General features: G+C 72.9%; 14 protein-coding genes and 2 pseudogenes. 7 read left to right on the forward strand and 9 right to left on the reverse strand.

Annotated features, from left to right (window positions below):
• Positions 1-338 (reverse strand): annotated as a pseudogene (locus BU198_RS38750) (hypothetical protein); the annotation flags it as partial.
• Between the two features lie 433 nt (positions 339-771).
• Between BU198_RS38750 and BU198_RS38755 the strand changes: the two are divergent.
• Positions 772-1,254 (forward strand): hypothetical protein, encoded by a 483-nt coding sequence (locus BU198_RS38755; RefSeq protein ID WP_411293288.1) that lies wholly within the window; start codon positions 772-774, stop codon positions 1,252-1,254.
• Positions 1,255-1,515: 261 nt separating this feature from the next.
• Positions 1,516-2,391 (forward strand): methyltransferase domain-containing protein, encoded by an 876-nt coding sequence (locus BU198_RS38760; RefSeq protein ID WP_188301423.1) that lies wholly within the window; start codon positions 1,516-1,518, stop codon positions 2,389-2,391.
• A 68-nt stretch (positions 2,392-2,459) separates the two neighbouring features.
• Here BU198_RS38760 and BU198_RS38765 read toward each other — a convergent pair whose 3' ends face one another.
• From BU198_RS38765 to BU198_RS38785, 5 genes are all read right to left on the reverse strand, one after another.
• Entirely contained in the window at positions 2,460-2,963 is a 504-nt protein-coding gene (locus BU198_RS38765) for a hypothetical protein (RefSeq protein WP_188301424.1), read from the reverse strand.
• Positions 2,963-3,352 carry a hypothetical protein gene (locus tag BU198_RS38770; protein ID WP_188301425.1) on the reverse strand — a complete coding sequence of 130 codons (390 nt, stop codon included), beginning with the start codon at positions 3,350-3,352 and terminating at the stop codon, positions 2,963-2,965. Before BU198_RS38770 ends, BU198_RS38765 begins: the two co-directional genes overlap by 1 nt.
• Entirely contained in the window at positions 3,349-4,944 is a 1,596-nt protein-coding gene (locus tag BU198_RS38775; RefSeq protein ID WP_188301426.1) for a hypothetical protein, read from the reverse strand. The genes BU198_RS38770 and BU198_RS38775 overlap by 4 nt, the downstream gene beginning before the upstream one ends.
• Entirely contained in the window at positions 4,941-5,255 is a 315-nt protein-coding gene (locus BU198_RS38780) for a type VII secretion target (RefSeq protein WP_188301427.1), read from the reverse strand. Before BU198_RS38780 ends, BU198_RS38775 begins: the two co-directional genes overlap by 4 nt.
• A gap of 201 nt (positions 5,256-5,456) precedes the next feature.
• Positions 5,457-8,009 carry a collagenase gene (locus tag BU198_RS38785; protein WP_262987106.1) on the reverse strand — a complete coding sequence of 851 codons (2,553 nt, stop codon included), beginning with the start codon at positions 8,007-8,009 and terminating at the stop codon, positions 5,457-5,459.
• Positions 8,010-8,783: 774 nt separating this feature from the next.
• On the opposite strand from BU198_RS38785, the gene BU198_RS38790 reads away from it, so the two are divergent.
• The 5 genes and pseudogenes from BU198_RS38790 to BU198_RS38805 all read left to right on the forward strand — a co-directional run bounded on the left by BU198_RS38790 (position 8,784) and on the right by BU198_RS38805 (position 18,017).
• Positions 8,784-14,417 carry a DUF11 domain-containing protein gene (locus BU198_RS38790; protein WP_188301429.1) on the forward strand — a complete coding sequence of 1,878 codons (5,634 nt, stop codon included), beginning with the start codon at positions 8,784-8,786 and terminating at the stop codon, positions 14,415-14,417.
• Positions 14,418-14,761: 344 nt separating this feature from the next.
• The gene (locus BU198_RS38795) at positions 14,762-15,817 is read left to right on the forward strand and encodes an NAD-dependent epimerase/dehydratase family protein (protein ID WP_188301430.1); all 1,056 of its coding nucleotides are present in this window, start codon (positions 14,762-14,764) and stop codon (positions 15,815-15,817) included.
• A 209-nt stretch (positions 15,818-16,026) separates the two neighbouring features.
• Positions 16,027-16,740 (forward strand): annotated as a pseudogene (locus BU198_RS43070) (glycosyltransferase family 2 protein); the annotation flags it as partial.
• A gap of 99 nt (positions 16,741-16,839) precedes the next feature.
• Positions 16,840-17,367, forward strand: coding sequence for a DUF2064 domain-containing protein (locus BU198_RS43075; RefSeq protein ID WP_223245527.1), 528 nt, complete (start codon positions 16,840-16,842; stop codon positions 17,365-17,367).
• A complete protein-coding gene (locus tag BU198_RS38805; RefSeq protein WP_188301432.1) occupies positions 17,364-18,017 on the forward strand; it encodes a class I SAM-dependent methyltransferase in 654 nt (217 codons plus the stop codon). The genes BU198_RS43075 and BU198_RS38805 overlap by 4 nt, the downstream gene beginning before the upstream one ends.
• Positions 18,018-18,068: 51 nt before the next feature.
• Here the strand turns inward: BU198_RS38805 and BU198_RS38810 are convergent, their stop codons facing one another.
• The 3 genes from BU198_RS38810 to BU198_RS38820 form a co-directional block, all read right to left on the reverse strand.
• Positions 18,069-19,466 (reverse strand): glycosyltransferase 87 family protein, encoded by a 1,398-nt coding sequence (locus BU198_RS38810; protein ID WP_188301433.1) that lies wholly within the window; start codon positions 19,464-19,466, stop codon positions 18,069-18,071.
• Positions 19,459-20,313, reverse strand: a complete 855-nt coding sequence (locus tag BU198_RS38815; RefSeq protein WP_188301434.1) for an S-methyl-5'-thioadenosine phosphorylase — start codon at positions 20,311-20,313, stop codon at positions 19,459-19,461. Before BU198_RS38815 ends, BU198_RS38810 begins: the two co-directional genes overlap by 8 nt.
• A 73-nt stretch (positions 20,314-20,386) precedes the next feature.
• The gene (locus tag BU198_RS38820) at positions 20,387-20,893 is read right to left on the reverse strand and encodes a hypothetical protein (RefSeq protein ID WP_188301435.1); all 507 of its coding nucleotides are present in this window, start codon (positions 20,891-20,893) and stop codon (positions 20,387-20,389) included.
• Positions 20,894-20,895: the final 2 nt, after the last annotated feature.

A 20,895-nucleotide genomic window follows, 5' to 3' on the forward strand; every position in this document is an offset into this window, starting at 1 on the left:
CCGCCGGTGGCCGGGTCGGCCCAGCGGCGGGCCTGCGCCAGCACCTCGGGGCCGCGCATCCGGCCGAGCAGTTCCAGGGCGGCCCGGACGATCCGGTCGTCCACGTCCGCGGCGGCCGCCTCGATCAGCTCGACGGCGGCCGGGTCGCGCTGCTCGACCAGGTGGCGCAGGGCGGCCCGGCGGGCGCCGGACGCGTCGACCGTGCGGTAGGCGCCCAGCAGGCCGTCGGACTCCTCGATGCGGCGCAGGTGGTGGTCGACCAGTTCGGTCGGCGAGACGGTGCGTCGCCGGACGGCCGCGGCCTGTTCGGCCAGCGTCAGTTCATGGAGGTCGGTCATGAGTCAGTTACTCCTCAGGTCATCAGGTCCTCTGAGGACTTCACCTTAGGGGAGGCCCCGGACGCGTGGCAAGGCAAGCCTTACCCGAGCCGGCCCGCTCGCGGGCGCCATCCCGTGGAGCGTTTCGACGCCCGGACGGACACCCTCCGTCACGCGAAATTCACAAACCGGGGTCTACTCGCATAGACAACGGTGGGCCATCCTGGTGCGATGCCGGCGCTCGAAGCCCGCCCCTCGTTCCCCGGGAACCGCGGGTGGCCGCGCCGGACGGATCGGTCGGCCCTCGCGCCGGAGCACTGCCGCGTCACAGCACTGCGTACGACCCCTTCGTCCGGGCCGGTTCCACAGGCCCGGCGCCGGACTTCCCGCCCTCCCGCCGAGGCGCGGCAGGAGAGCGGGGGTCCAGTCGGATGCACACCATCCTCACCGGGAGATGCAGATGAAGCCACGCACCGCAGCAACCCTCGTCGCCCTGACCGTGGCCGGCCTCGCCTTCTCGGCGCCCACGGCGGGTGCCAGCGGGAGCAAGCTGTCGCAGTCGGCGGCCGCCGGTCAGTTCAGCAGCGCCGGCATCACGTGGAGCTCCAGCGGGGGCTGCACCACCAGGTCCAACTCCACCTGCACCTCGTTCGACCAGATCAACTCGGGCACGGTCAGCGCCGTGATCACCCTCAAGCAGGCCAGCGGCTGTTCCATCAACATCACGGGCGGGACCGAGGTGGGCCACGCCTCCGGCACCTACAGCCACTACAACGGCTACAAGGTCGACATCGCCCGTAGCTCCTGCATCGACAACTACATCCAGAACAGCTTCACCTACATCGGCCTCCGGGGCGACGGCTACCCGCAGTGGAAGGCCGCGTCGGGCAACCTGTACTGCAACGAGGGCAGCCACTGGGACATCCTCATCTACTGACGTGACACCGATCCCGGGTGCCGCCTCCCCGAGGGGCGGCACCCGGGGTTGCCGTATGCGGAAGTGGAGTTGCCGGTGCGGACGGACACCCGGGAACCGGCTCCGGCTCCCGGGTGTCCGTCCGCACCGGACACTTGCGCCCCTTCCGTCACAGCACGGTGCAAACCGCGCCGTGGGGCGTGCGGGGTTTCGCCGGCCGTGTGAGACATCCGACTCCCGTCCCCGTGGCGCCGGCGGCCCGGGGAGGTCGACCATGGAGGCATGACCTCCTCTCCCCGTTCTCCGCACGTCGATGGCCGACCGGATCCGACAGGGACCGCCGCACCCGGTGAAGAGTCCGCCCCCGCCCGCGGGTACCTGCTGGACAACGCGCGCGCCGAGGCGGGCGAGCGGTTCGTCTGGCTGGCCGAGCTGTTCGACGGTGTGACACGCGGGCACTTCGACCGACTGGGGGTCAGGGCCGGCTCGCGCTGCTGGGAGGTGGGGGCCGGCGGCCCCGGCATCCCGGAGGCGCTCGCGGCGGCCGTCGGCCCGACCGGACACGTCCTGGCCACGGACCTCGACCCGTCGTGGCTGAAGAGCGGCGACGGGTACGAGGTGCGACAGCACGACGTCGCCGCCGATCCGCCCCCGGAGCAGGGGACGTTCGACCTGGTGCACGCCCGGCTCGTACTCGTCCATGTACCCGACCGGGCCCGCGCGTTGGCCACCATGGCGGCAGCGCTACGGCCCGGCGGCTGGCTGCTGGTCGAGGACGCCGACACCGCCCTGCAGCCGCTGGCGTGCCTGGACGACAGCGGCCCCGCGCAGCGGCGGGCCAACCGGCTGCGCGACGCGGTCCGGGAGCTGCTGGCCCGCCGCGGCGCGGACCTGCGCTACGGCCGGACGCTGCCGCGGGCCCTGCGCGAGGCCGGCCTGGTGGATGTCGCCGCGACGGGCACCTTCCCGGTCGGCGGCCCGGCCTGCGACCGGCTGGAGGCGGCGACCTTCCGGCACGTGCGTGGTGAGCTGCTCGCGGCCGGCCTGGCCGACGACGCCGAGATCGACGCGCACCTGGCCGCCATCCACGCGGGCGAACTCGACCTGACACTCGCGCCGCTGATCTCGGCCTGGGGACGCCGCCCGGCACTCGGTTAGCCGCGGATCCGGGCGGTGTCCGAGGTGATGTGGGGGGCGGCCGGGGCCGTCGGGATCCCTGGTGACGTTCAGCGGACGGTGACCTGGATGCTCTTGGAGATGTCGCACCGGTCCCCCGCGTACTTCGGTACGCCGGCCTGGCAACCTCCCCGGCCGAACACCCATGTCAGTGTGGTGGTTCCGGGCGCCAGGGCGCTGAAGGTCAGGTCGAACTCGGAGCCGCAGCCCGCCGCGGGCGGGTCCGCGGGGCAGGGGTTGATGACGTAGTCCGGGCCGGGCCGCAGCACGCCGGCGTCGCCCGCCGAGTCGAGGTGCCAGCTCTTCGGCCGGGCGCCCCCGGTCGTCCTGACGCCGAGCTGCTGTCCGACCGCCAGGGTCACCGTGCTGGGCGGGTACGGGATGGTGGCGCTCCCCGCCTCGGTGGGGAGGGGCACCTCCACCTGTGGCCGGGTGGCGGTGGCGACCGTGGTGCCGGCCGGGCCTGAGTCGGACCACCAGCCGTCGAGGTAGGAGCCGAGCAGCAGGGCGGCGGCCAGGAGCGCCACCCCGGTGGCGATGACGGTTCGGCGCATCAGCTGCCCTCTTCCCGGACCCGGCGACGCATGGTGATCAGCAGCGCGACCTCGGCCAGCCAGCGGGCGAACAGGACCTCGCGCCCGAGGTCCGCCCCGCCGGCCGCGCCCGCGCGCAGCCAGTCACGGACCAGCTCGCCCGCTTCCCGGCCGATCACCGGCTCGGGCAGGTCGAGCGCGCCGGCGAAGCCGCCGGCGCGGACGTACTGGGCCAGGACGCCCAGCGGTTCGGGGCCGATGTGCAGGGCCTCGGCCTGGTACGAGGCGGCGATCGCCGCCTCGCCGAAGAGCACCCGGCGCGGGACTCCGTCGATCAGCAGGCCGCGGGTGACGGCGGCCTCGACGTCGTAGCCGGTCATCAGTTCGGAGTCCGGGAGGATGTCGGTCATTTCGGCAGCTCCACGCCGTAGGGCCGGTTGATGTTCGCCGTGTCGGTGAGGCCACCGTCGTTCAGGTGGTTGTGGATGAACTGGTCCTCGGTCACCCACACCGACTGGCCCCACGGGTTGTAGACCTGCAGCCGGTCACCGTCCCTGGCCACGATCACCATCTGGTGGTAACTGCCGTCCTTGCCGGCCGCCTTGCTGGCCTCGTCGAAGGCGCAGAACGGCACCGGCTTGCCCTCGTCCAGGGCCTTCTCTATCCGGGTGACGGCCGCGCGCCGGTCGTCGTCGGTGTCCAGGTTGACGTACTCGTAGGTCGAGCCCGTGGCCTTCCCGAGGTTCTGGTCGGCGAGGAAGGTGCCGCCCTTCGGGCCGATCCCGCCGCCGTTCTCCGGGTAGATCTTCTGGCTGCCGTCGGCCAGCTGCCCCTGCTGGTACTGACCGATGAACAGTTGCTGGAGGCGCTGCTTGAAGTACTCGGGCGAGTCGGCCCCCGGTACGTCGGCCATGTTGCCGGTGGTGAGCTGGAGCATCGACACCGGGTCGAGCCTGAGACTCGCGACCACCGTGGAGGCGGCGACGCAGTCGCCGACGTTGCGCTGGCTGTAGATGTCGTAGCCGTCGAGGACCTCGGCACCCTTGTAGGTCAGCCGTACCGCTTGGCTGGTGGACTCCTCCTGCAGGGAATCCGTACCGAGCGCCGGAACCAGGTGCTCGGACAGCCAGCGCGGGTCGTCGCCGTGGGGGTGGATCAGCGCGGCGAACTGCTGGACGTCGGCCACCGGGTGGCCGGCCGCCAGGGCCTTCCAGAGGTAGGCGGCCTCCTCCGGTGACTTCGCGCCGGACAGGAGCTTCTGGAACGCGAGCTGGTCGGTGCCGTTCATCACGGACATGAACTGCTTGGCGCGGTCGAGCTGGCCGTCCGTCAGGATGTAGTCGCCGTCCACATCGCCGCCGGGGCCCTTCTCGTTCGCCAGGACCAGCGCCGCGAGAGGATCGATCGGCCCCTGTCCGGCGCGCTCGGTGCGGGCCCTGGCGGCGAGCTGGTTGAGCATGCTCGCGGCGCGGGTGCCGCTGCTCTCCGCCCGCTGGGCGGCCGAGATCCTGGTTCCCACGGCGGCGTTGGCGGGGTCGATGGCGGCGATCGCCTTGCCGATGTCGAGAGCGTCGTGGGCCAGTGACTTCTGCACGTTCTCCAGCGCGGTCACGCCCTGCGCGTCGGTGCTCCGGGCCCCCTCCAGACCGTCCGCCCAGGCGTTCAGCTCGGTGGCGGCCTGCTCCAGGGACTTCTGGGAGACGGCCAGTTCGTTCGCCAGCGCCCGGATGGACTGGGTGGCGTTCTCGGCGACCGAGCCGGTCCAGGCGTTCGGCAGCCGGTTGTCGGTGACTTCCTTGAGGTCGGCGGACGCCTTGGCATAGGCCTTGGCGGTCTCCGTGTACGCCTTGGCCCGCTCACGTATCACGCCCGGGTTCCCGGCCGGCCCGGCCACGGCCAGGGCCTTGTCGATCGCCTTGAGCAGAGTGAGTCCGAGGTAGAAGCCGGAGCCGGGGTGGGTGATGGCCTGCTGCGCCTTCTGCAGGTCCGCGACCTTGCTCATCGGGCCTGCGCCGGGGTCAGCGAGGCGGCGAGCTGCGATTCCACGGCGCGGTAATTGGCGCTGGTGGCCGTCATCTTCTGCACCAGTTCCGCCACGGCGCGCTGGGTGACGTGCAGTTCCTGGTCCCAGTTGGTGTCGAAGCCCGCCCACGCCAGGTCCACACCGAACTCGCCGAAGTCGGCGGACTGGTAGAGCTTCTGCGCGGTGTAGGCCTGGTTGGCCGAGGCCAGGTCGGTTGCGACGTTGCCGAGTGCCGTGTTCACGTGGTCCAGCGCGTCGGGCTGGACGGTGTACCCCACCAGTTCGGGCATCGGCTGCTCTCCCCCAAGAAGCTCCACGGCTCGCCATGATCGGCGAGCACGGTCGACGAGCATAGACGCTGCGGACGGGGTCCCGGTTCCGGGGTCCATCCGGCCGGCCGGGCCCGGCGGCCCGGGCCGGCAGGTGTCTGCGGGCCCGGGCCGCCGCTCGTGCGCCGGAAGCGCGCCGGAAGCGGCCCGGTACGGCGAGGATCAGTACTGCGTGGAGACGGTGACGCCGCTGAACTCCGTCGCGCCGTACAGGCTGATGAAGCGGTAGCCGGCCGTGGTGTTGGTGACGGTCAGGCTCTGGGTGGTGCCACCGGCGGTCGAGGACACGGTGGCGTTGGTGGCGGTGGCCCAGGTGGTGGGGTTGTAGTACAGGTAGGCGGTTCCGGTGCCGCCGGTGGTGGTGACGGTGAGCGTCGTCGTGCCGGCCGGCAGGTAGACGTAGAGGTAGTCCAGGGCGCCGGCGGCGGCCGAGCGGCCGGTGCGGTAGCAGTTCTGGCCCATCTCCTGCCCGCTGCTCCCGGTGCAGGGCTGCGGGACGGGGACGGCGACGGTGACGGACTTGGTGACGGTGGCCGTCATCCCGGTGCTGCTGGTGACGGTCAGGGCGACCCGGTAGGAGCCGGCCTTGGCGTAGGCCTTCGTCGGGGCGGCCTCCGTGGAGGCGGTGCCGTCGCCGAAGTCCCAGACGCGGGAGGCTATCGAGCCGTTGCCGGTCTGCGTGGAGCGGTCGGTCAGCTTCACGCTCAGACCCGAGACGGCCGTGTCGAAGTCCGCGGCCGGCGTGCCGTCGGCCAGGCAGTCGCCCTCGGCGCAGCGGGTGAGCCAGCTGTCGAACCCGCTGTCGTAGGAGGTCCCGATCGAGTTGACGTAGGAGTAGGCGCCGGCGTAGTCACCCGTGCGGTACTTCGAGAGCACCGTCTGCACGGTGGACGGGGAGCGCTCGACCAGGTAGCGGATGGCGAGGTAGCCCCACATGTAGGTGCGGTTGGTGTCACTGTTGTTGTAGGTGCTCTGGAACAGGCTGCTGAGGGTGTAGGTGTGCTTGGCGGCCTCGGCCATCGCCCGGGTGTCGGTGACGTTGCGGTAGGCGTACGACGCGTACTCGGCGGAGCCTTCGATCCACCACAGGGCGGGGTGGCTGATCTGCTGGGCGAACTTGCCCTTCATGTTGTAGCGGGAGTCCAGGACGTGGGCGTACTCGTGGTCGAGGTTCCAGATCCCCGCGGTGAAGCCGTTGTCGTAGGGCTGCCGGTACATCAGCGTGACCGGCAGGTTGGCCGGGTCGCCCGGGTCGCCGTTCAGCGTGATGCCGCCGTTGTCGGTGGGGACGTCGTACATCGCCCCGGCGTAGGTCTGGTAGTCCTCCCGGCTCGCGAACACCACGATCTGCACCGTCGACTCGTACTGGCCGGGGATCGGACCGTTGTCGCGGACCAGCTGGTGGTAGTAGGCGTCCTCGCCCTTGAGGTCGGCGCAGACGGCGGCGAGCTCGGCCGCGGTCAGGTCCTGGGACAGGATGGTGCGGGTGTCACAGGTGTGGCTGGCCGGGAACACGGCCTTCACCAGCCGCTTCGACAGGTCGCAGACGTCGTAGTACGAACACTGGGCCTGGTCGTAGAAGGACGCCAGGTTGGCGGCGCCGACCCAGAGCGGGGCGGTCGGGCCGGTCATCGACGAGACGTCGAGCAGGCCCTTGACCAGGGGCCGGACCTTGGGCTGGAGCGCCGGGTACTTGACGAAGCGGGACATCTCCAGGCCCGCGTTGGACGCCAGGACGGAGCCGGCGGTGCCCAGCAGGTCCCGGTGGTTGAGGGCGAAAGCGTCGAGGGTGTCGATGATGCCCGGGTCCGCCGTGACGGCGGCGACGTAGGCCGCGTTCTGGTGGCCGCGCCAGAGCGGGGTGAAGACCTTGTTGAAGAAGTTCACCAGGGGCCGGGAGTCGTTGTACGCGTTGGTGTAGCCGTTCAGCACGTGCTGGTAGGTCGCGAGGTAGCGGCCCTGGAGGTCGGCGCTGTCGGTGAGGACCAGGGCCTCGCCGGCGACCGGGGCGTTCGCCTCCGTGGCGTCCGTGAAGTGGGGGGAGGCCACGAAGGCGTCGATGCCGCGCGCCACCGCGTCGGTGAGCGGGGCGTCGTAGCTGCCGACGGTGCCCGGGTACGTGTAGTGCACGAAGTAGCCCGCGCGCAGGAACAGGATGAGCTGCAGGGCGCTGGTGGAGTTGTCGCCGGGGTAGCCGGCGGCGGTGGTCCGCAGGGCGTCGGCGACCGTCACCATCTGGGCCTGGCGGAACGTCCAGTAGGCGTTGGACCCGGAGACGCCGAAGAGGGTGTTGATGCAATCGGTCGTCGAGGCCTTGACGAAGGAGACCAGGGCCGCCCCGGAGCGGCTGCTGAAGTCGCCGGCGGTGCACGACGCCGCGGCGGGCGGGGCCGCCTGGGCGAGGGCGCGGGACTGCGGTGCCCGTGCGGACGCGGTGGCCGCCTCCGGGACGGGCGGGCTGAGCGGCGGGAGCTGGACGGCCGTCAGACGGTGGTCCAGCGGCGCGGCCGGGCCCGCGGGGTCCTCGGTGGTGGCGCCGGCCGGGGGCAGGTGGTCGCCGGCCGGCAGGTTCCCGAGCGGGGCGGCCGTGGGGGTGGCCGCTGGCCTGGGCGTGGGGGCCGCGGCCAGGCTCGGCGTGGCGGACACACCGAGCAGCAGGGCACCCGCCGCGGTGACTGCGGCCAGCAGTCCGGGCAGGCGAGGAAGCTGACGCAACGTCGCTCCTAGAGGAGGGTGGGGGTGTGGGGGAACCACGTGAACGCGCCGTGAAGGGGGAGTGGAGGCATTCGAGCGCGTGAGGAACCGTTTCATGTGATGAACAGACCCATCAATAGGGTGTGACATGTCACTGATGTGTCTCCGGTCACACCATGAGCCCTCGGTGACCGGTCGCCAACGGCCCGTCAGCGCGCCACTCCCCCGGGCGACCACGCACCTCGGGGGCGGCCACCCCGTGGCGACCGAGCACCGCACGCGCCGGTTCGCGGCGGATGGAGCTTCCCTCGGGATGGAGACGCCGACACAAGAAGTCCTTAAATACGACAAGTTTCGATAAAACGGTGTTTAACTCCCTTCTCAGAATCAGGTGCTCGCCAGCCTGGTTCGGCACGCGGACGGGTCTGGTGCCGCGCGTGCCCGTGGCTCTGACCGGGAGGGCTGTACCGAAGTGGACTGGTTGAAGCGGTGGTTGGGAGCTGCCCCGGAGCGGCCGGGACAGGGCTCGCCGAAGCAGCGGTCGGCGTCCGGCCGACCGACGCCCGATCCCCTCACGCCACCCCCGTCGTCACCACCGCCGTCGTCGACGTCGCCGGAAGCGACGCAGGACGACAGCGGATCCTCGACGACCGTCCCCGCGGCGGCCTCCGGGCAGGAGGAGACCGCCGCCGGCGCAGCCGCCGAGCAGGCCGAGAAGTGGTTCAGCAGTCGGCAGTTGCATCGAGCACGGACCGTGCTCCGCGGTATACCGCGGCAGAATCCGGAAGGTACTGAATGAGCACCATAGTTCGCAGCCGCACAGGGCGGCACCGAGGGCGGCCGCGCCGCTCACTCATCGGGTTGCTGCTGATGGCCCTGCTGTTCGGAGCAGGCGCCTTCGCGACCCCGTTCATCACCGCGTCGCAGTCGCACGCGGCGGCCGGTGACCCGTTCGACCCGGCCGATCCGCAGGTGTTCGTCGCGCAGGATGTGCCGACCCGGCTCTACCGGTCGATCACCGGGGCCTCCGGCACCGTCACCTTCCAGCCCGAGGGCGGCGCCGTTCCCGGCCTGACCTACAACGCCCTCGGCTACAACACGGCGGACAACTACCTGTACGCGGTGGTCACGGACGGGCCCGCCACCATGCCCGCCGGCTCGATCCTCCGGATCGGGCAGGGCGGCGTCGTCACACGTGTGGGCACCGACACCACGGTGGGCTGGGCGAACTGGGGCTCCTTCGGCCCGGACGGCGGCTTCTACGTCGGCTCCAGCGGTGCCGACGTGGCCTACCGGGTCGATGTCACCACCGGCAAGGTCACCGCGACGATCAAGCTGCCGATCGTGCCCCCCGCTCCCGATCTCACGTATGCGAACGGCTACTTCTGGGGCATCGAACCGACCGGCAGGATGGTCCGGGTCGATCTGCTCGGCGCGACCAAGACGGTCACGATCTTCCCCACCCCGATGGTGCCGGCCAGTGGCTACGGTGCCGCCTGGGCGTTCGGCAACGGCAACATCGGCGTCTCCGACAACGCGTCCGGCATCGTCTACCAGGTCAGGATCACCAATCCGGCGGCGGCGAGCCCGACGTTCACCATCGTCTCCACGTCGCAGGGACCGGCGAGCGGCAACAACGACGGTGCGGCCTCACCCGGCCTGCCCACGGACCTCTCGATCGTGAAGAGCGGCCCGGACCTCGTGAAGCCGGGATCCGCCGTGACGTACACGCTGAAGCTCAGGAACAACGGGCCCGGCAACTCCAGCGGCTACACCGTGACCGACACCGTCCCGGCCCCGCTGACCAACGTGAAGACCTCGACGCCCGGTTGCACCGTGGCCGGCAACACGGTGACGTGTGTCGGCGGGCGCACCCTCGCGGGAGCCGAGAACACCATCACCGTCACGGCCGACAGCCCCGCCACGATGACCGGTTGTGTCACCAACACCGGGTCGGTCCTGGCCAACGAGAACGACCCGACGCCGGGCAACAACCAGTCCTCGGTGAAGACCTGTGCCGCGGCGCCGGCGCTGACGGTGAAGAAGTCGGCCGATCCGGGCACCGTGAGCGCCGTCGGCGCGAGCGTGAAGTACTCGTTCCTGCTGACCAACACCGGCAACGTCGAGCTGTCGGCCCCGGGCGTGACGGAGACGGCGTTCTCCGGCACCGGCACGCCTCCGGCCGTCAGCTGCCCGACCGGTCCGCTGGCCCCGGCGGCGTCGGTGACCTGCACCGCCACCTACACCGTCACCCAGGCCGACCTGGACGCGGGCTCGATCAAGAACACCGCGACCGGCCACGGCACCGCGCCGGGTGACACCGCTGCGACGGTCTCCCCGCCCGACTCGGCGACCGTCACCACCACGTCCAGCCCCGGCCTGAAGGTGGTCAAGTCCGCCACCACCAGCCAGCCGGACAAGCTGGTCACCGGTGAGCAGATCACGTACAGCTTCGTCGTCACCAACACCGGCAACGTCACGCTGAAGGACGTGAAGGTCGACGAGGGCCCGTTCACCGGTCACGGCACCGCGCCGGTCGCCAACTGCCCCGCCGACCAGGCGGCTTCGCTGGCCCCGGGCGCGCAGATGACCTGTACGGCCACCTACACCGTCGTCCAGGCGGATGTGGACGCGGGCTCGATCAAGAACAGCGCGACCGGCACCGGCAACCCGCCGACCGGTCCCCCGACGGTCTCCCCGCCGTCCGAGGTGACCGTCCCGACGCCGTCCGACCCGGACCTGAGCGTGGTCAAGACGGCCTCCACCGACAAGCTCGTCGCCGGTGAGCAGGTCACGTACAGCTTCCGGGTCACCAACACCGGCAACGTCACCCTCAAGGACGTCAAGGTCACCGAGGGCCAGTTCACCGGCAGTGGCACGCTCGACCCGGTCACCTGCCCGAGCGGTGCCGCTTCGCTGGCGCCGGGCGCCTCCGTCGTCTGCACCGCCGGCTACACGGTGACGCAGGCCGACGTGGACGCGGGCTCGGTCAAGAACAGCGCGACCGCGACCGGTACCCCGCCGAGCGGTCCGCCGCCGGTGTCGCCCCCGAGCGAGACGACCGTGACCGCGCCGAACGACCCGGCCCTGACGGTGGTCAAGACCGCGAGCAGCGGCCAGCCGGACAAGCTGGTCGTCGGTGAGCAGGTCACCTACAGCTTCGCGGTGAAGAACACCGGCAACGTCACCCTCAAGGACATCAAGGTCACCGAGGGTCCGTTCACCGGCACCGGCACCCCGCCCGTCGTCAACTGCCCGGCCGCCGAGGCCGCATCCCTGGCCCCCGGCACGACGATGACCTGCACCGCCGGCTACACCGTCACCCAGGCCGACGTCGACGCCGGCTCCGTCAAGAACACCGCGACCGCCACCGGCACCCCGCCGAGCGGCCCGCCGCCGGTCTCCCCGCCGAGCGAGGTGACCGTCCCGGCGCCGTCCGACCCGGCCCTGACGGTGGTCAAGACGGCCTCCACCGACAAGCTCGTCGCCGGTGAGCAGGTCACCTACACGTTCGAGGTGAAGAACACCGGCAACGTGACCCTCAAGGACGTCAAGGTCAACGAGGGCCAGTTCACCGGCACCGGCACCGCGCCGGCCGTCAACTGCCCTGCCACCGAGGCCGCATCCCTGGCCCCGGGCGCTTCCATGACCTGCACCGCCACCTACACCGTCACCCAAGCGGACGTCGACGCCGGCACGGTCAAGAACAGCGCGACCGCCACCGGCACCCCGCCGAGCGGCCCGCCGCCGGTCTCCCCGCCGAGCGAGGTGACCATCACCGAGCCTCCGGCTCCCGCCCTGACGGTGGCCAAGTCCTCCTCCACCGACAAGCTGGTGGCCGGCGAGAAGATCACGTACAGCTTCCGGGTCACCAACACCGGCAACGTCACGGTCAAGGACGTGAAGGTCACCGAGGGCCAGTTCAGCGGCAGTGGCAAGCTCGACCCGGTCACCTGCCCGGCGGAGGCTGCCTCCCTCACCCCGGGTTCCAGCGTCACCTGCACTGCCGGCTACACGGTGACGCAGGCCGACGTGGACGCGGGCTCCGTGCAGAACAGCGCCACCGCGACCGGTACCCCGCCGAGCGGTCCGCCGCCGGTCTCGCCTCCGTCCGAGACGACGGTGACCACGCAGGACGAACCCGGCCTGTCCGTGGTCAAGTCGGCGTCCACCGGCGAGCTCGTCGCGGGTGAGGAGATCATCTACAAGTTCGAGGTGAAGAACACCGGCAACGTCACCCTCAAGGACGTCAAGGTCACCGAAGGCGAGTTCACCGGAAGCGGCAAGCTCTCGCCGGTCACCTGCCCGAAGGACGCGGCCTCGCTCGCGCCCGGTGGCACCGTCACCTGCACCGCCGGCTACACGGTGACGCAGGCCGACGTCGACGCCGGCACGATCAGGAACACCGCCACCGGCACCGGCACCCCGCCCCGAGGGGAACCCCCCGTCTCCCCGCCGACCGAGACGACGGTGAAGACGACCGACGAGCCCGGCCTGGTGGTCGTCAAGACCGGCCACAGCAGCAAGCCGGACGGACTCGTCCTCGGTGAGCAGATCAGGTACGACTTCGTCGTCACCAACACCGGCAACGTCACGCTGAAGGACGTCAAGGTCAACGAGGGCGAGTTCACCGGCCACGGCAAGCTCGACCCGGTCACCTGCCCGGCCGCCGAGGCCGCTTCGCTGGCCCCGGGCGCGTCGATGACCTGCACCGCCACCTACACCGTCGTCCAGGCGGACGTGGACGCGGGCTCGATCAGGAACACGGCCACCGGCACCGGCACCCCGCCCCGGGGCGAGCCGCCGGTCTCCCCGCCGACCGAGACGACCGTCCCGGCGCCGGAGAAGCCCGGCCTGGCGGTCGTGAAGACCTCCTCCACCGACAAGCTCGTCGCCGGTGAGAGCATCACCTACACGTTCGCCGTCACCAACACCGGCAACGTCACCCTCAAGGACGTCAAGGTCGAGGAGGGCGAGTTCACCGGGCACGGCAAGCTCGACCCGGTCGTCTGCCCGAAGGACGCGGCGGCTTCCCTGGCCCCGGGTGCGACGGTGCTCTGCACGGCCGCCTACACGGTCACCCAGGCCGACGTGGACGCCGGTTCCGTCAGGAACTCGGCCACCGCCACCGGTACTCCGCCCAAGGGCGAGCCCCCGGTGTCGCCGCCGTCCGAGACGACCGTGACCACGAAGGACGAGCCCGGCCTGTCCGTGGTCAAGTCCGCTTCGAGCGGCCAGGGCGACAAGCTCGTCGCCGGCGAGAAGATCACCTACAGCTTCGCGGTGCGCAACACCGGCAACGTGACGCTGAAGGACGTCAAGGTCAACGAGGGTGAGTTCACCGGGCACGGCAAGCTCGACCCGGTCACCTGCCCCAAGGAGGCCGCCTCCCTGGCGCCCGGCGCCACCGTCACCTGCACCGCCGGCTACACGGTGACGCAGGCCGACGTCGACGCCGGCACGATCAGGAACACCGCCACCGGCACCGGCACCCCGCCCCGGGGCGAGCCCCCGGTCTCGCCGCCGAGCGAGGTGGAGCTGCCGCAGCAGCCGAAGCCGGCCCTGTCCGTGGTCAAGTCGGCCGAGACCGAGAAGCCCGGCAAGCTCGTCGCCGGTGAGACCGTCACCTACACGTTCGCCGTCACCAACACCGGCAACGTCACCCTCAAGGACATCAAGGTCACCGAGGGCGAGTTCACCGGCACCGGCAAGCTCTCGCCGGTCACCTGCCCCAAGGACACGGCCTCGCTCGCGCCCGGCGCCACCGTCACCTGCACCGCCGGCTACAAGGTCACGCAGGCCGACGTCGACGCCGGCACGATCAGGAACACGGCCACGGGTACCGGCACCCCGCCCAAGGGCGAACCGCCCGTCTCCCCGCCCTCCGAGGTGACCGTCCCCTCCAGCGGGCACGGCGCGCTCGGCCTCACCAAGTCCGCCGAGGTCGTCGACGTCAACACAAACGGCAGGACGGACGCCGGGGACCGCATCGAGTGGAAGCTCACGGTCGCCAACCAGGGCACCCTCACCGTCACCGACATCAAGGTCGACGACCCCACCGCCGGTGACGTCACCTGCCCGAGGGGCAGCCTGGCCCCGGGCGAGTCGATGGAGTGCGGCGCCAAGCCGCACACCATCACCGCCGAGGAAGCCGCGCACGGAAAGGTCGTCAACACCGCGACCGCCTCCGGCAAGGCGGGCAGCACCACGCTCACCTCCCCCGAAGCCTCGGTCACGGTGAAGGTCGAGCACGACGACCCGGCGGCGCCCGGTACGCCCGGTGGCCCCGCGGCCCCCAAGCCGTCCGGACCGTCCGGCATCCTCGCCCGCACCGGCACCACCGTGCTCACCGCGGCGGCGGTCGGCGGCACGCTGCTGGTCCTCGGCGGCCTCGCCCTCGCCCTCAGCAGGCGGCGCCGTAACCACTGACGCGGCGTGCCCCTGAGGGGGTGCGCGTGGCAGCCGGCCACGTGCACCCCTCAGGGGCAGGCGCACGTCCACGGCCAGGCGACGCAGCCGAAGCGGGCACGGGTGTCGATCGGTGGCGCCGGTGGTGACGGCCCAGCGCCACACCAGACCGAGGCCGGGCCGACCGACCCGCAGGAGTTCCTCGACCGTGGCGGTGGGCAGCCGGGGGCTGCTGAGCATCGCGCGGCGCTGGCCGGGGTGGCGCGGCTCCCCCGCGGTCCGGCCTCCGCCGAGGGCTTGGGCGAAGGGTGACACGACGGCCGCCTCGGCCGGTCGGCCCGGTGCCGCCGGTAACGTCGCGGGTCATGAGGATTCTGATCACCGGCGGTGCCGGGTTCATCGGTTCGGCGATCGTACGGGCCATGGCGGTCGCGGGCCACGAGGTCCGGGTGCTGGACGCGCTGCTGCCCGCCGTCCATCCTTCCGGGGTGATGCCCGTGCTGCCGGAGGGCGTGGACGCGCGGCACGGTGACGTGCGGGACGCGGCGGTGGTCGAGCGGGCACTGGCCGGAGTGGACGCGGTCTGCCATCAGGCGGCGATGGTGGGCCTGGGACTGGACCTCGACGACGCGCCCGCGTACGTCGGCTGCAACGACCTCGGTACGGCGGTGCTGCTCTCCGCGATGGCGCGGTCGGACGTGCGGGACCTGGTGCTCGCCGGGTCGATGGTGGTCTATGGGGAGGGCCGGTACCGGTGCCCGGAGCACGGGAACGTCTCGCCCGGTCCGCGACGCCCGGCCGACCTGGAAGCGGGTCTGTTCGAGCCCCCGTGCCCGCGGTGCGGCACCGGGCTGAGCCCCCGGCTGGTGGCGGAGGACGCTCCGACCGACCCGCGCAGCGTGTACGCGGCCACCAAGCTGGCCCAGGAACACCTGGCCTCCGCCTGGGCCCGCGCCTGCGGAGGCCGCGTCCTGACGCTGCGGTACCACAACGTCTACGGGCCGGGCATGCCCCGGGACACGCCGTACGCCGGCGTCGCCTCGCTGTTCCGCTCGGCCCTGGCCAGGGGCGAGGCGCCACGGGTGTTCGAGGACGGCGCCCAGCGCCGGGACTTCGTCCACGTCCAGGACGTGGCCGACGCCAACGTCGCCGCGCTCACGGCGGTCCGCAGCAGGCTCCCGGGCAGCTCCCAGGCGTACAACGTGGGCAGCGGCGAGGTCCGGACGATCCGCGAGATGGCCTCCGCGCTCGCCGCCGCCCACGGCGGGCCGATGCCCGTGGTGACGGGCGAGTACCGGCTCGGCGACGTCCGGCACATCACCGCCGACTCCGCGCGGCTGCGCGGGGAGCTCGGCTGGCGGGCCAGGGTCGCCTTCGCCGACGGCATGACGGAGTTCGCGACGGCGCCGCTCCGCGCCTGACACCCGGGGGGCGGAAGGTCCGTATCCTGCGGCGGCCCCGGCGGCCCGCCGGGGGTGGACCGCCCGTTCCCGCTCGCCGGAGCCACGGCCGCCGATGTCGGCCCACGCGTTCGGCGGCTCCCCCGAACGGGTGCCGCCGGACGGGTGCAGCACGTCCGTGAGGGCGCGGTTCGGCCGTGCCGGACCACCCGGCGGCTAGCGTGACCGCCGTGACAGACACTCCCCCTCCCCCACCGGTCGGCGATGTGGTCCTGCCCTGTCTGGACGAGTCCGAGGCCCTGCCCTGGGTCCTCGAACGGATTCCGCCCGGCTGGCGGGCGATCGTCGTGGACAACGGTTCGCGGGACGGCTCCGCCGAACTCGCCCGCTCCCTCGGCGCGACGGTGGTCGAGGAGCCCCGGCGCGGATTCGGTGCCGCGTGCCACACCGGGCTGCGCGCCGCCACCGCCGAGCTGGTCTGCTTCCTGGACTGCGACGGCTCGCTCGATCCCGCCCAACTCCCCCGGGTCGCCGCACCGGTGCTGGCCGGTACGGCCGACCTGGTGCTCGGCCGCCGACGGCCGGCCACCGCCCGCGCCTGGCCCCTGCACGCACGCCTCGCCAATGCCGTCCTCGCCCGCAGGCTGCGGGCCCGCACGGGCGTCCGGTTGCACGACCTCGGTCCGATGCGGGCCGCCCGGCGCGAGCAGTTGCTGGCTCTGGGCCTCGGCGACCGGCGCTCCGGCTACCCGCTGGAGATGGTGCTCGCTGCCTCGGCCGCCGGGCTGCGCATCACCGAGACCCCGGTCGACTACCTGCCGCGCGCCGGCCGGTCCAAGGTCACCGGCACAGTGCGCGGTACCCGCCAGGCCGTTCGCGACATGCGGGCGGTGCTGGCCGCGCCGCCGCCCACCCTGCTGGTGATCGCGAAGGCGCCCGTCCCCGGACGGGTGAAGACCCGTCTCACCCCGCCCTTCACCCCTTCCCAGGCGGCGGCCCTCGCCGAGGCCGCACTCTCGGACACCCTGCGCTCCCTGGGCTCGATGCCCGCCGGCCGCCGCCTTCTGGTCCTGGACGGCGAGCCCGGCGACTGGCTGCCGCCGGGCTGGGAAGTCCTCCCGCAGTGCGACGGCGGCCTGGACCGGCGGCTGGCCGACGCCTTCGCGCACGCGGCCCGGCTGGCCCCGGAGGCGCCCGCGCTGCTGGTCGGCATGGACACCCCGCAGCTGGAGGCGGCCGCACTGGCCGAGCCGCTGTCCGCGGCCCGGCGGCCAGGCGTGGACGTCTGGTACGGACCGGCGGCCGACGGCGGGTTCTGGGCGCTGGGCCTGGCCCGGCCGACCGCGCAGCTGGCCGCCCGGGTGCTGCACGACGTGCCGATGTCCACCCCGGACACCGGCGCGGCGCTCCTGCGCCGACTGGCGCGAGCCCGCTTGACCGTCCACCACCTGCCCGTGCTGACGGACGTGGACACCGCCGACGACGCCTGGCAGGTCGCCGCCGAGGCCCCGGGAAGCCGCTTCGCCGACCGGCTCCGAACCCTCACGGCCACGCCGGAGGTGGCGAGTTGACGGTAGCGGCACCCTGGGTCGACGACCCATTCGCCGAAGCCGTCCGTACCGGCCGCGGCCCGCTGTGGCTGCGCCACGAGGATGGCCGCCGACAGCACCTGGACATCGAACGCTGGTGTGCCCCGGCGACCGGCGCCGACCACAGCCTGCTGCGACGCTGCGCCGGACTGGGCGCCCCGGTCCTCGATCTCGGCTGCGGGCCGGGCCGCCTGGTGGCCGCGCTGCTCGCCCTCGGCGTGCCGGTCCTCGGAGTGGACGTGACCAGGACCGCGGTGGCCCGCACGGTCGGCCTCGGCGGCCGGGCGATCTGTCGATCCGTCTTCGACCGCCTGCCCGCCGAGGGGCACTGGGGTGCCGCGCTGCTGGCGGACGGCAACCTCGGCATCGGTGGCGACCCGGGGGCGCTGCTCCGCCGGGGCGCCGAACTCATCGCCCCGGACGGGCTGTTGCTGGTCGAGGTGGATCCGGAGGAGGTGGACGAGCGCGTCGTCGTCCGGGTGGAGGGGCCGGGCGGGCAGCTCGGCCCCTCCTTCCCCTGGGCCCGCCTCGGCTGGTCGGCGGCCCTGCGGCTGGCCCGCGCGGCGGGCCTCGTCGAGGCCGAACGCTGGACCTCCTGCGGCCGCCGCTTCCTCGCCCTGCGCAAGGGATGAGCCCGGGGGCCTCCCCTTGGTCCCCGGCCCGCCCCCGCCCGGCCGGACCGGTCAGGATTTGGTCATCTCCGGTACCGCACCGGCCACCGTCCGGCGCGACGCACCACGCAGCCGCCCGCGCACCGCCGACACCGCGAGCACGCAGGCCAGCGCGACCCCGTACGCGGCGCGCTGGGCGTCCTCCCCACCCGTCAGGTAGAGCACCTGCCCGGCCGCCGGTACCGACAGCCACTCCCACCGCCCGTCCAGCGCGGCCAGGGCGACCACCAGCAGCCCGTACCACGGGTAGCTCGGGGCCACGAGCAGCAGCGCGGTCCCGGTCACCAGGAGCGCGCCGCGCCAGGGCCGGGCGGGGTCGCCGTGCCGCAGCACCCGCAGGGCCACGGCCGCCAGCACCAGGGCGGCCGCCCATGGAGTCCAGCGCTCGGGCAGCAGTGCCCGCAGCAGGCCGAACCGTTCGAGGTGCCCCTGCTCGTACCCCTCCTCCCGCAGGTAGCCGGGCAGGTACCCCAGCACGCCGGTGCCGGAGAGCGCGACGTACGGGAGGTAGGCCGCCGCGAAGGCCCCGAGGGCCGTCGCGGCGAGCAGCAGGTCGTTCCTGGCCGGCCGCCGGGCCAGCAGCCCGGACAGCGCCCCGGGCAGGGCCAGTGCCGGCAGCAGTTTGGTCGCGGCCGCCGCACCGAGCAGCGCGCCACCGGCACCGGCCCGGCGCCGGGCCGCACAGCCCAGCCCGGCGACCATGAGGAACGCGCCCAGGGTGTCGGCGTGGGCGTCGTTGACCGCCCAGAGCGCCACGCCCGGGCACCAGCCCCACAGCGCCGCCCGCCGGCGCCGCCCGCCGACGGCGAGCAGCACCCCGGTGGTGGCGACCGCCAGCAGGGCACCACCGGCCTGCACGCCGCGAACCCCGCCGCCGAACGGGTGCTCGACGAGGAACCAGGCCTCCGCGACCGGCGGGTAGACGGTGTGCACGGCGGGCCGGTTGATCCGGGTGCAGTCCCCGGCCGCGGTCCTCCGCTCGTCCCAGGCCGCACACCCGTCCCCGTCCGGGAACAGGCCCGGGTCGCGCAGCCCGAACAGCGCCGGGTCGTCCGGGGTGTGCGCGTACGGGGAGACACCGGCCGCCTGGACCCGCCCGTCCCACACGTACCGGTAGGCGTCGTCGCTGGTGCGCGGGGGTGCCAGCAGCCCGGCCCCGGCGACCAGGATGCTCCCGGCCAGCACCAGCGGCGCCACGTGACGGTCGGCCACCTTCCGCAGCAGGAACAGCGCGAGCGCGAACAGGGCGGCGTCGAGGACGTACCAGCCGGGGAGCCGCGACCGGTCGGCGAGCGTCCCGCCGCCGGTCACGGTCAGTGCGAGGACCGTCACCAGGGCGGCGAGGGCGAGCGCGCAGGGCAGGACGCTCCGGGCCCGGTCACGGATCCCGGCCCGGGCCCGGTCAGTCACCCGGGACGCCGGGAAGACCGGTCACCAGGCCGTCCAGGGCGTGCGGGCAGGGGCACTCCCGGTCGACGGGCAGGGCCTCCAACGCCTTGAACAGCACGGTGCGCAGCCGGTCGACATTGCGGGAGAAGACCTCCAGCACCTCCGTGTGGGTGACGCCCGTGCCGCTCTCCACGCCTGCGTCGTGATCGGTGACGAGGGCCAACGACGTGTAGCAGAGGCCGAGTTCGCGGGCGAGCGCGGCCTCCGGGTGCCCGGTCATGCCGACCACCGACCAGCCGTTCGCGCGGAACCAGCGGGATTCCGCCCGGGTGGAGAAGCGCGGCCCCTCGATCACCACCAGGGTCCCGCCGTCCACCGGCTCCCAGGCCGCCGTGCGCGCCGCCTCCAGGGCGGTCAGCCGCCCGGCCGGGCAGTACGGGTCGGCCATCGACACGTGCACCACGTGCGGCGACGAGCCGTCCGGCAGCGGCTGCCCGTCGTAGTAGGTCTGCACCCGCCCCGAGGTCCGGTCCACCAGTTGGTCCGGCACCAGCAGCACCCCGGGTCCGTACTCCGGCCGCAGCCCGCCGACCGCGCACGGCGCGATCACCTGTCGCACGCCCAGCGCGTGCAGCGCCCAGAGGTTGGCCCGGTAGTTGATCCGGTGCGGGGCCAGCGCGTGCCCGCGCCCGTGCCGGGGCAGGAACGCGACCCGGCGCCCCGCCACCTCGCCCAGGACCAGCGCGTCGCTCGGCGGCCCGTACGGCGTGTCGACGCGCACCTCCGTGACCGCGTCCAGCAACTCGTACAGCCCGGAGCCGCCGATCACGCCCAGCTCGGCCTGCGGGGAATCCTGACGCACCGTCATGTGCACCACCTCTCGTCGAAGAAGGCCCGGTCACCGCGGGAGCGGGCCGGAAGGGAATGGTCCGAGTACGGCCCTACGGTTCGCGGACGCCGCGTTCGTCGGCGCGCGTCGATCGCCCGGTCCGGCGCGCGCGGCGGATCCGGATTGCGAGGCCGACGGCGGCCGCCCCGAAGAGGACCCCGGTGATGACGAGCCACCGGCCGAGGTAGACCTCCTCCGACAGACCCGTGGCTCCCCGGTAGGGCTCGGACAGGCGGAGGATCAGGGGGAACCAGACGAGCAGCAGGAGGCCGGACAGGAGCGCCGGCACGCGCAGGTAGTTGATCCAGGGCACGGCCGGCACCGGCACGGGCAGCCGGCTCAGCACGGACCGGGCCGAGAGATCGGCGATCGAGTAGAGCGGGAGCAGGATCAGGTCGTGGGCGACGGCCGCGCCGACGAACCAGACCGCCACCGCGAGGGGCCGGTCGGCCACCAGGCGCTCGACCGCGTAGCCGGTGAGGGCGAAGGAGGCGAGCAGCGCGAGCAGGTGCAGCGGCCGTGCGCCGTACCGGCGGGCGAAGGAGGTGCGTCGGTCCATCG

The organism is Streptomyces sp. CBMA156, from assembly GCF_014596515.1.
Taxonomy (GTDB): domain Bacteria; phylum Actinomycetota; class Actinomycetes; order Streptomycetales; family Streptomycetaceae; genus Kitasatospora.

Bases quoted from the DNA above. Each gene is read 5' to 3' on its own strand.
- BU198_RS38780 (WP_188301427.1), bottom strand. From the start codon at position 5,255: ATGCCCGAACTGGTGGGGTACACCGTCCAGCCCGACGCGCTGGACCAC.
- BU198_RS38790 (WP_188301429.1), top strand. From the start codon at position 8,784: ATGAGCACCATAGTTCGCAGCCGCACAGGGCGGCACCGAGGGCGGCCG.
- BU198_RS38795 (WP_188301430.1), top strand. From the start codon at position 14,762: ATGAGGATTCTGATCACCGGCGGTGCCGGGTTCATCGGTTCGGCGATC.
- BU198_RS38775 (WP_188301426.1), bottom strand. From the start codon at position 4,944: ATGAGCAAGGTCGCGGACCTGCAGAAGGCGCAGCAGGCCATCACCCAC.
- BU198_RS43075 (WP_223245527.1), top strand. From the start codon at position 16,840: ATGCCCGCCGGCCGCCGCCTTCTGGTCCTGGACGGCGAGCCCGGCGAC.
- BU198_RS38820 (WP_188301435.1), bottom strand. From the start codon at position 20,893: ATGGACCGACGCACCTCCTTCGCCCGCCGGTACGGCGCACGGCCGCTG.
- BU198_RS38765 (WP_188301424.1), bottom strand. From the start codon at position 2,963: ATGCGCCGAACCGTCATCGCCACCGGGGTGGCGCTCCTGGCCGCCGCC.
- BU198_RS38770 (WP_188301425.1), bottom strand. From the start codon at position 3,352: ATGACCGACATCCTCCCGGACTCCGAACTGATGACCGGCTACGACGTC.
- BU198_RS38760 (WP_188301423.1), top strand. From the start codon at position 1,516: ATGACCTCCTCTCCCCGTTCTCCGCACGTCGATGGCCGACCGGATCCG.
- BU198_RS38755 (WP_411293288.1), top strand. From the start codon at position 772: ATGCAGATGAAGCCACGCACCGCAGCAACCCTCGTCGCCCTGACCGTG.
- BU198_RS38815 (WP_188301434.1), bottom strand. From the start codon at position 20,313: ATGACGGTGCGTCAGGATTCCCCGCAGGCCGAGCTGGGCGTGATCGGC.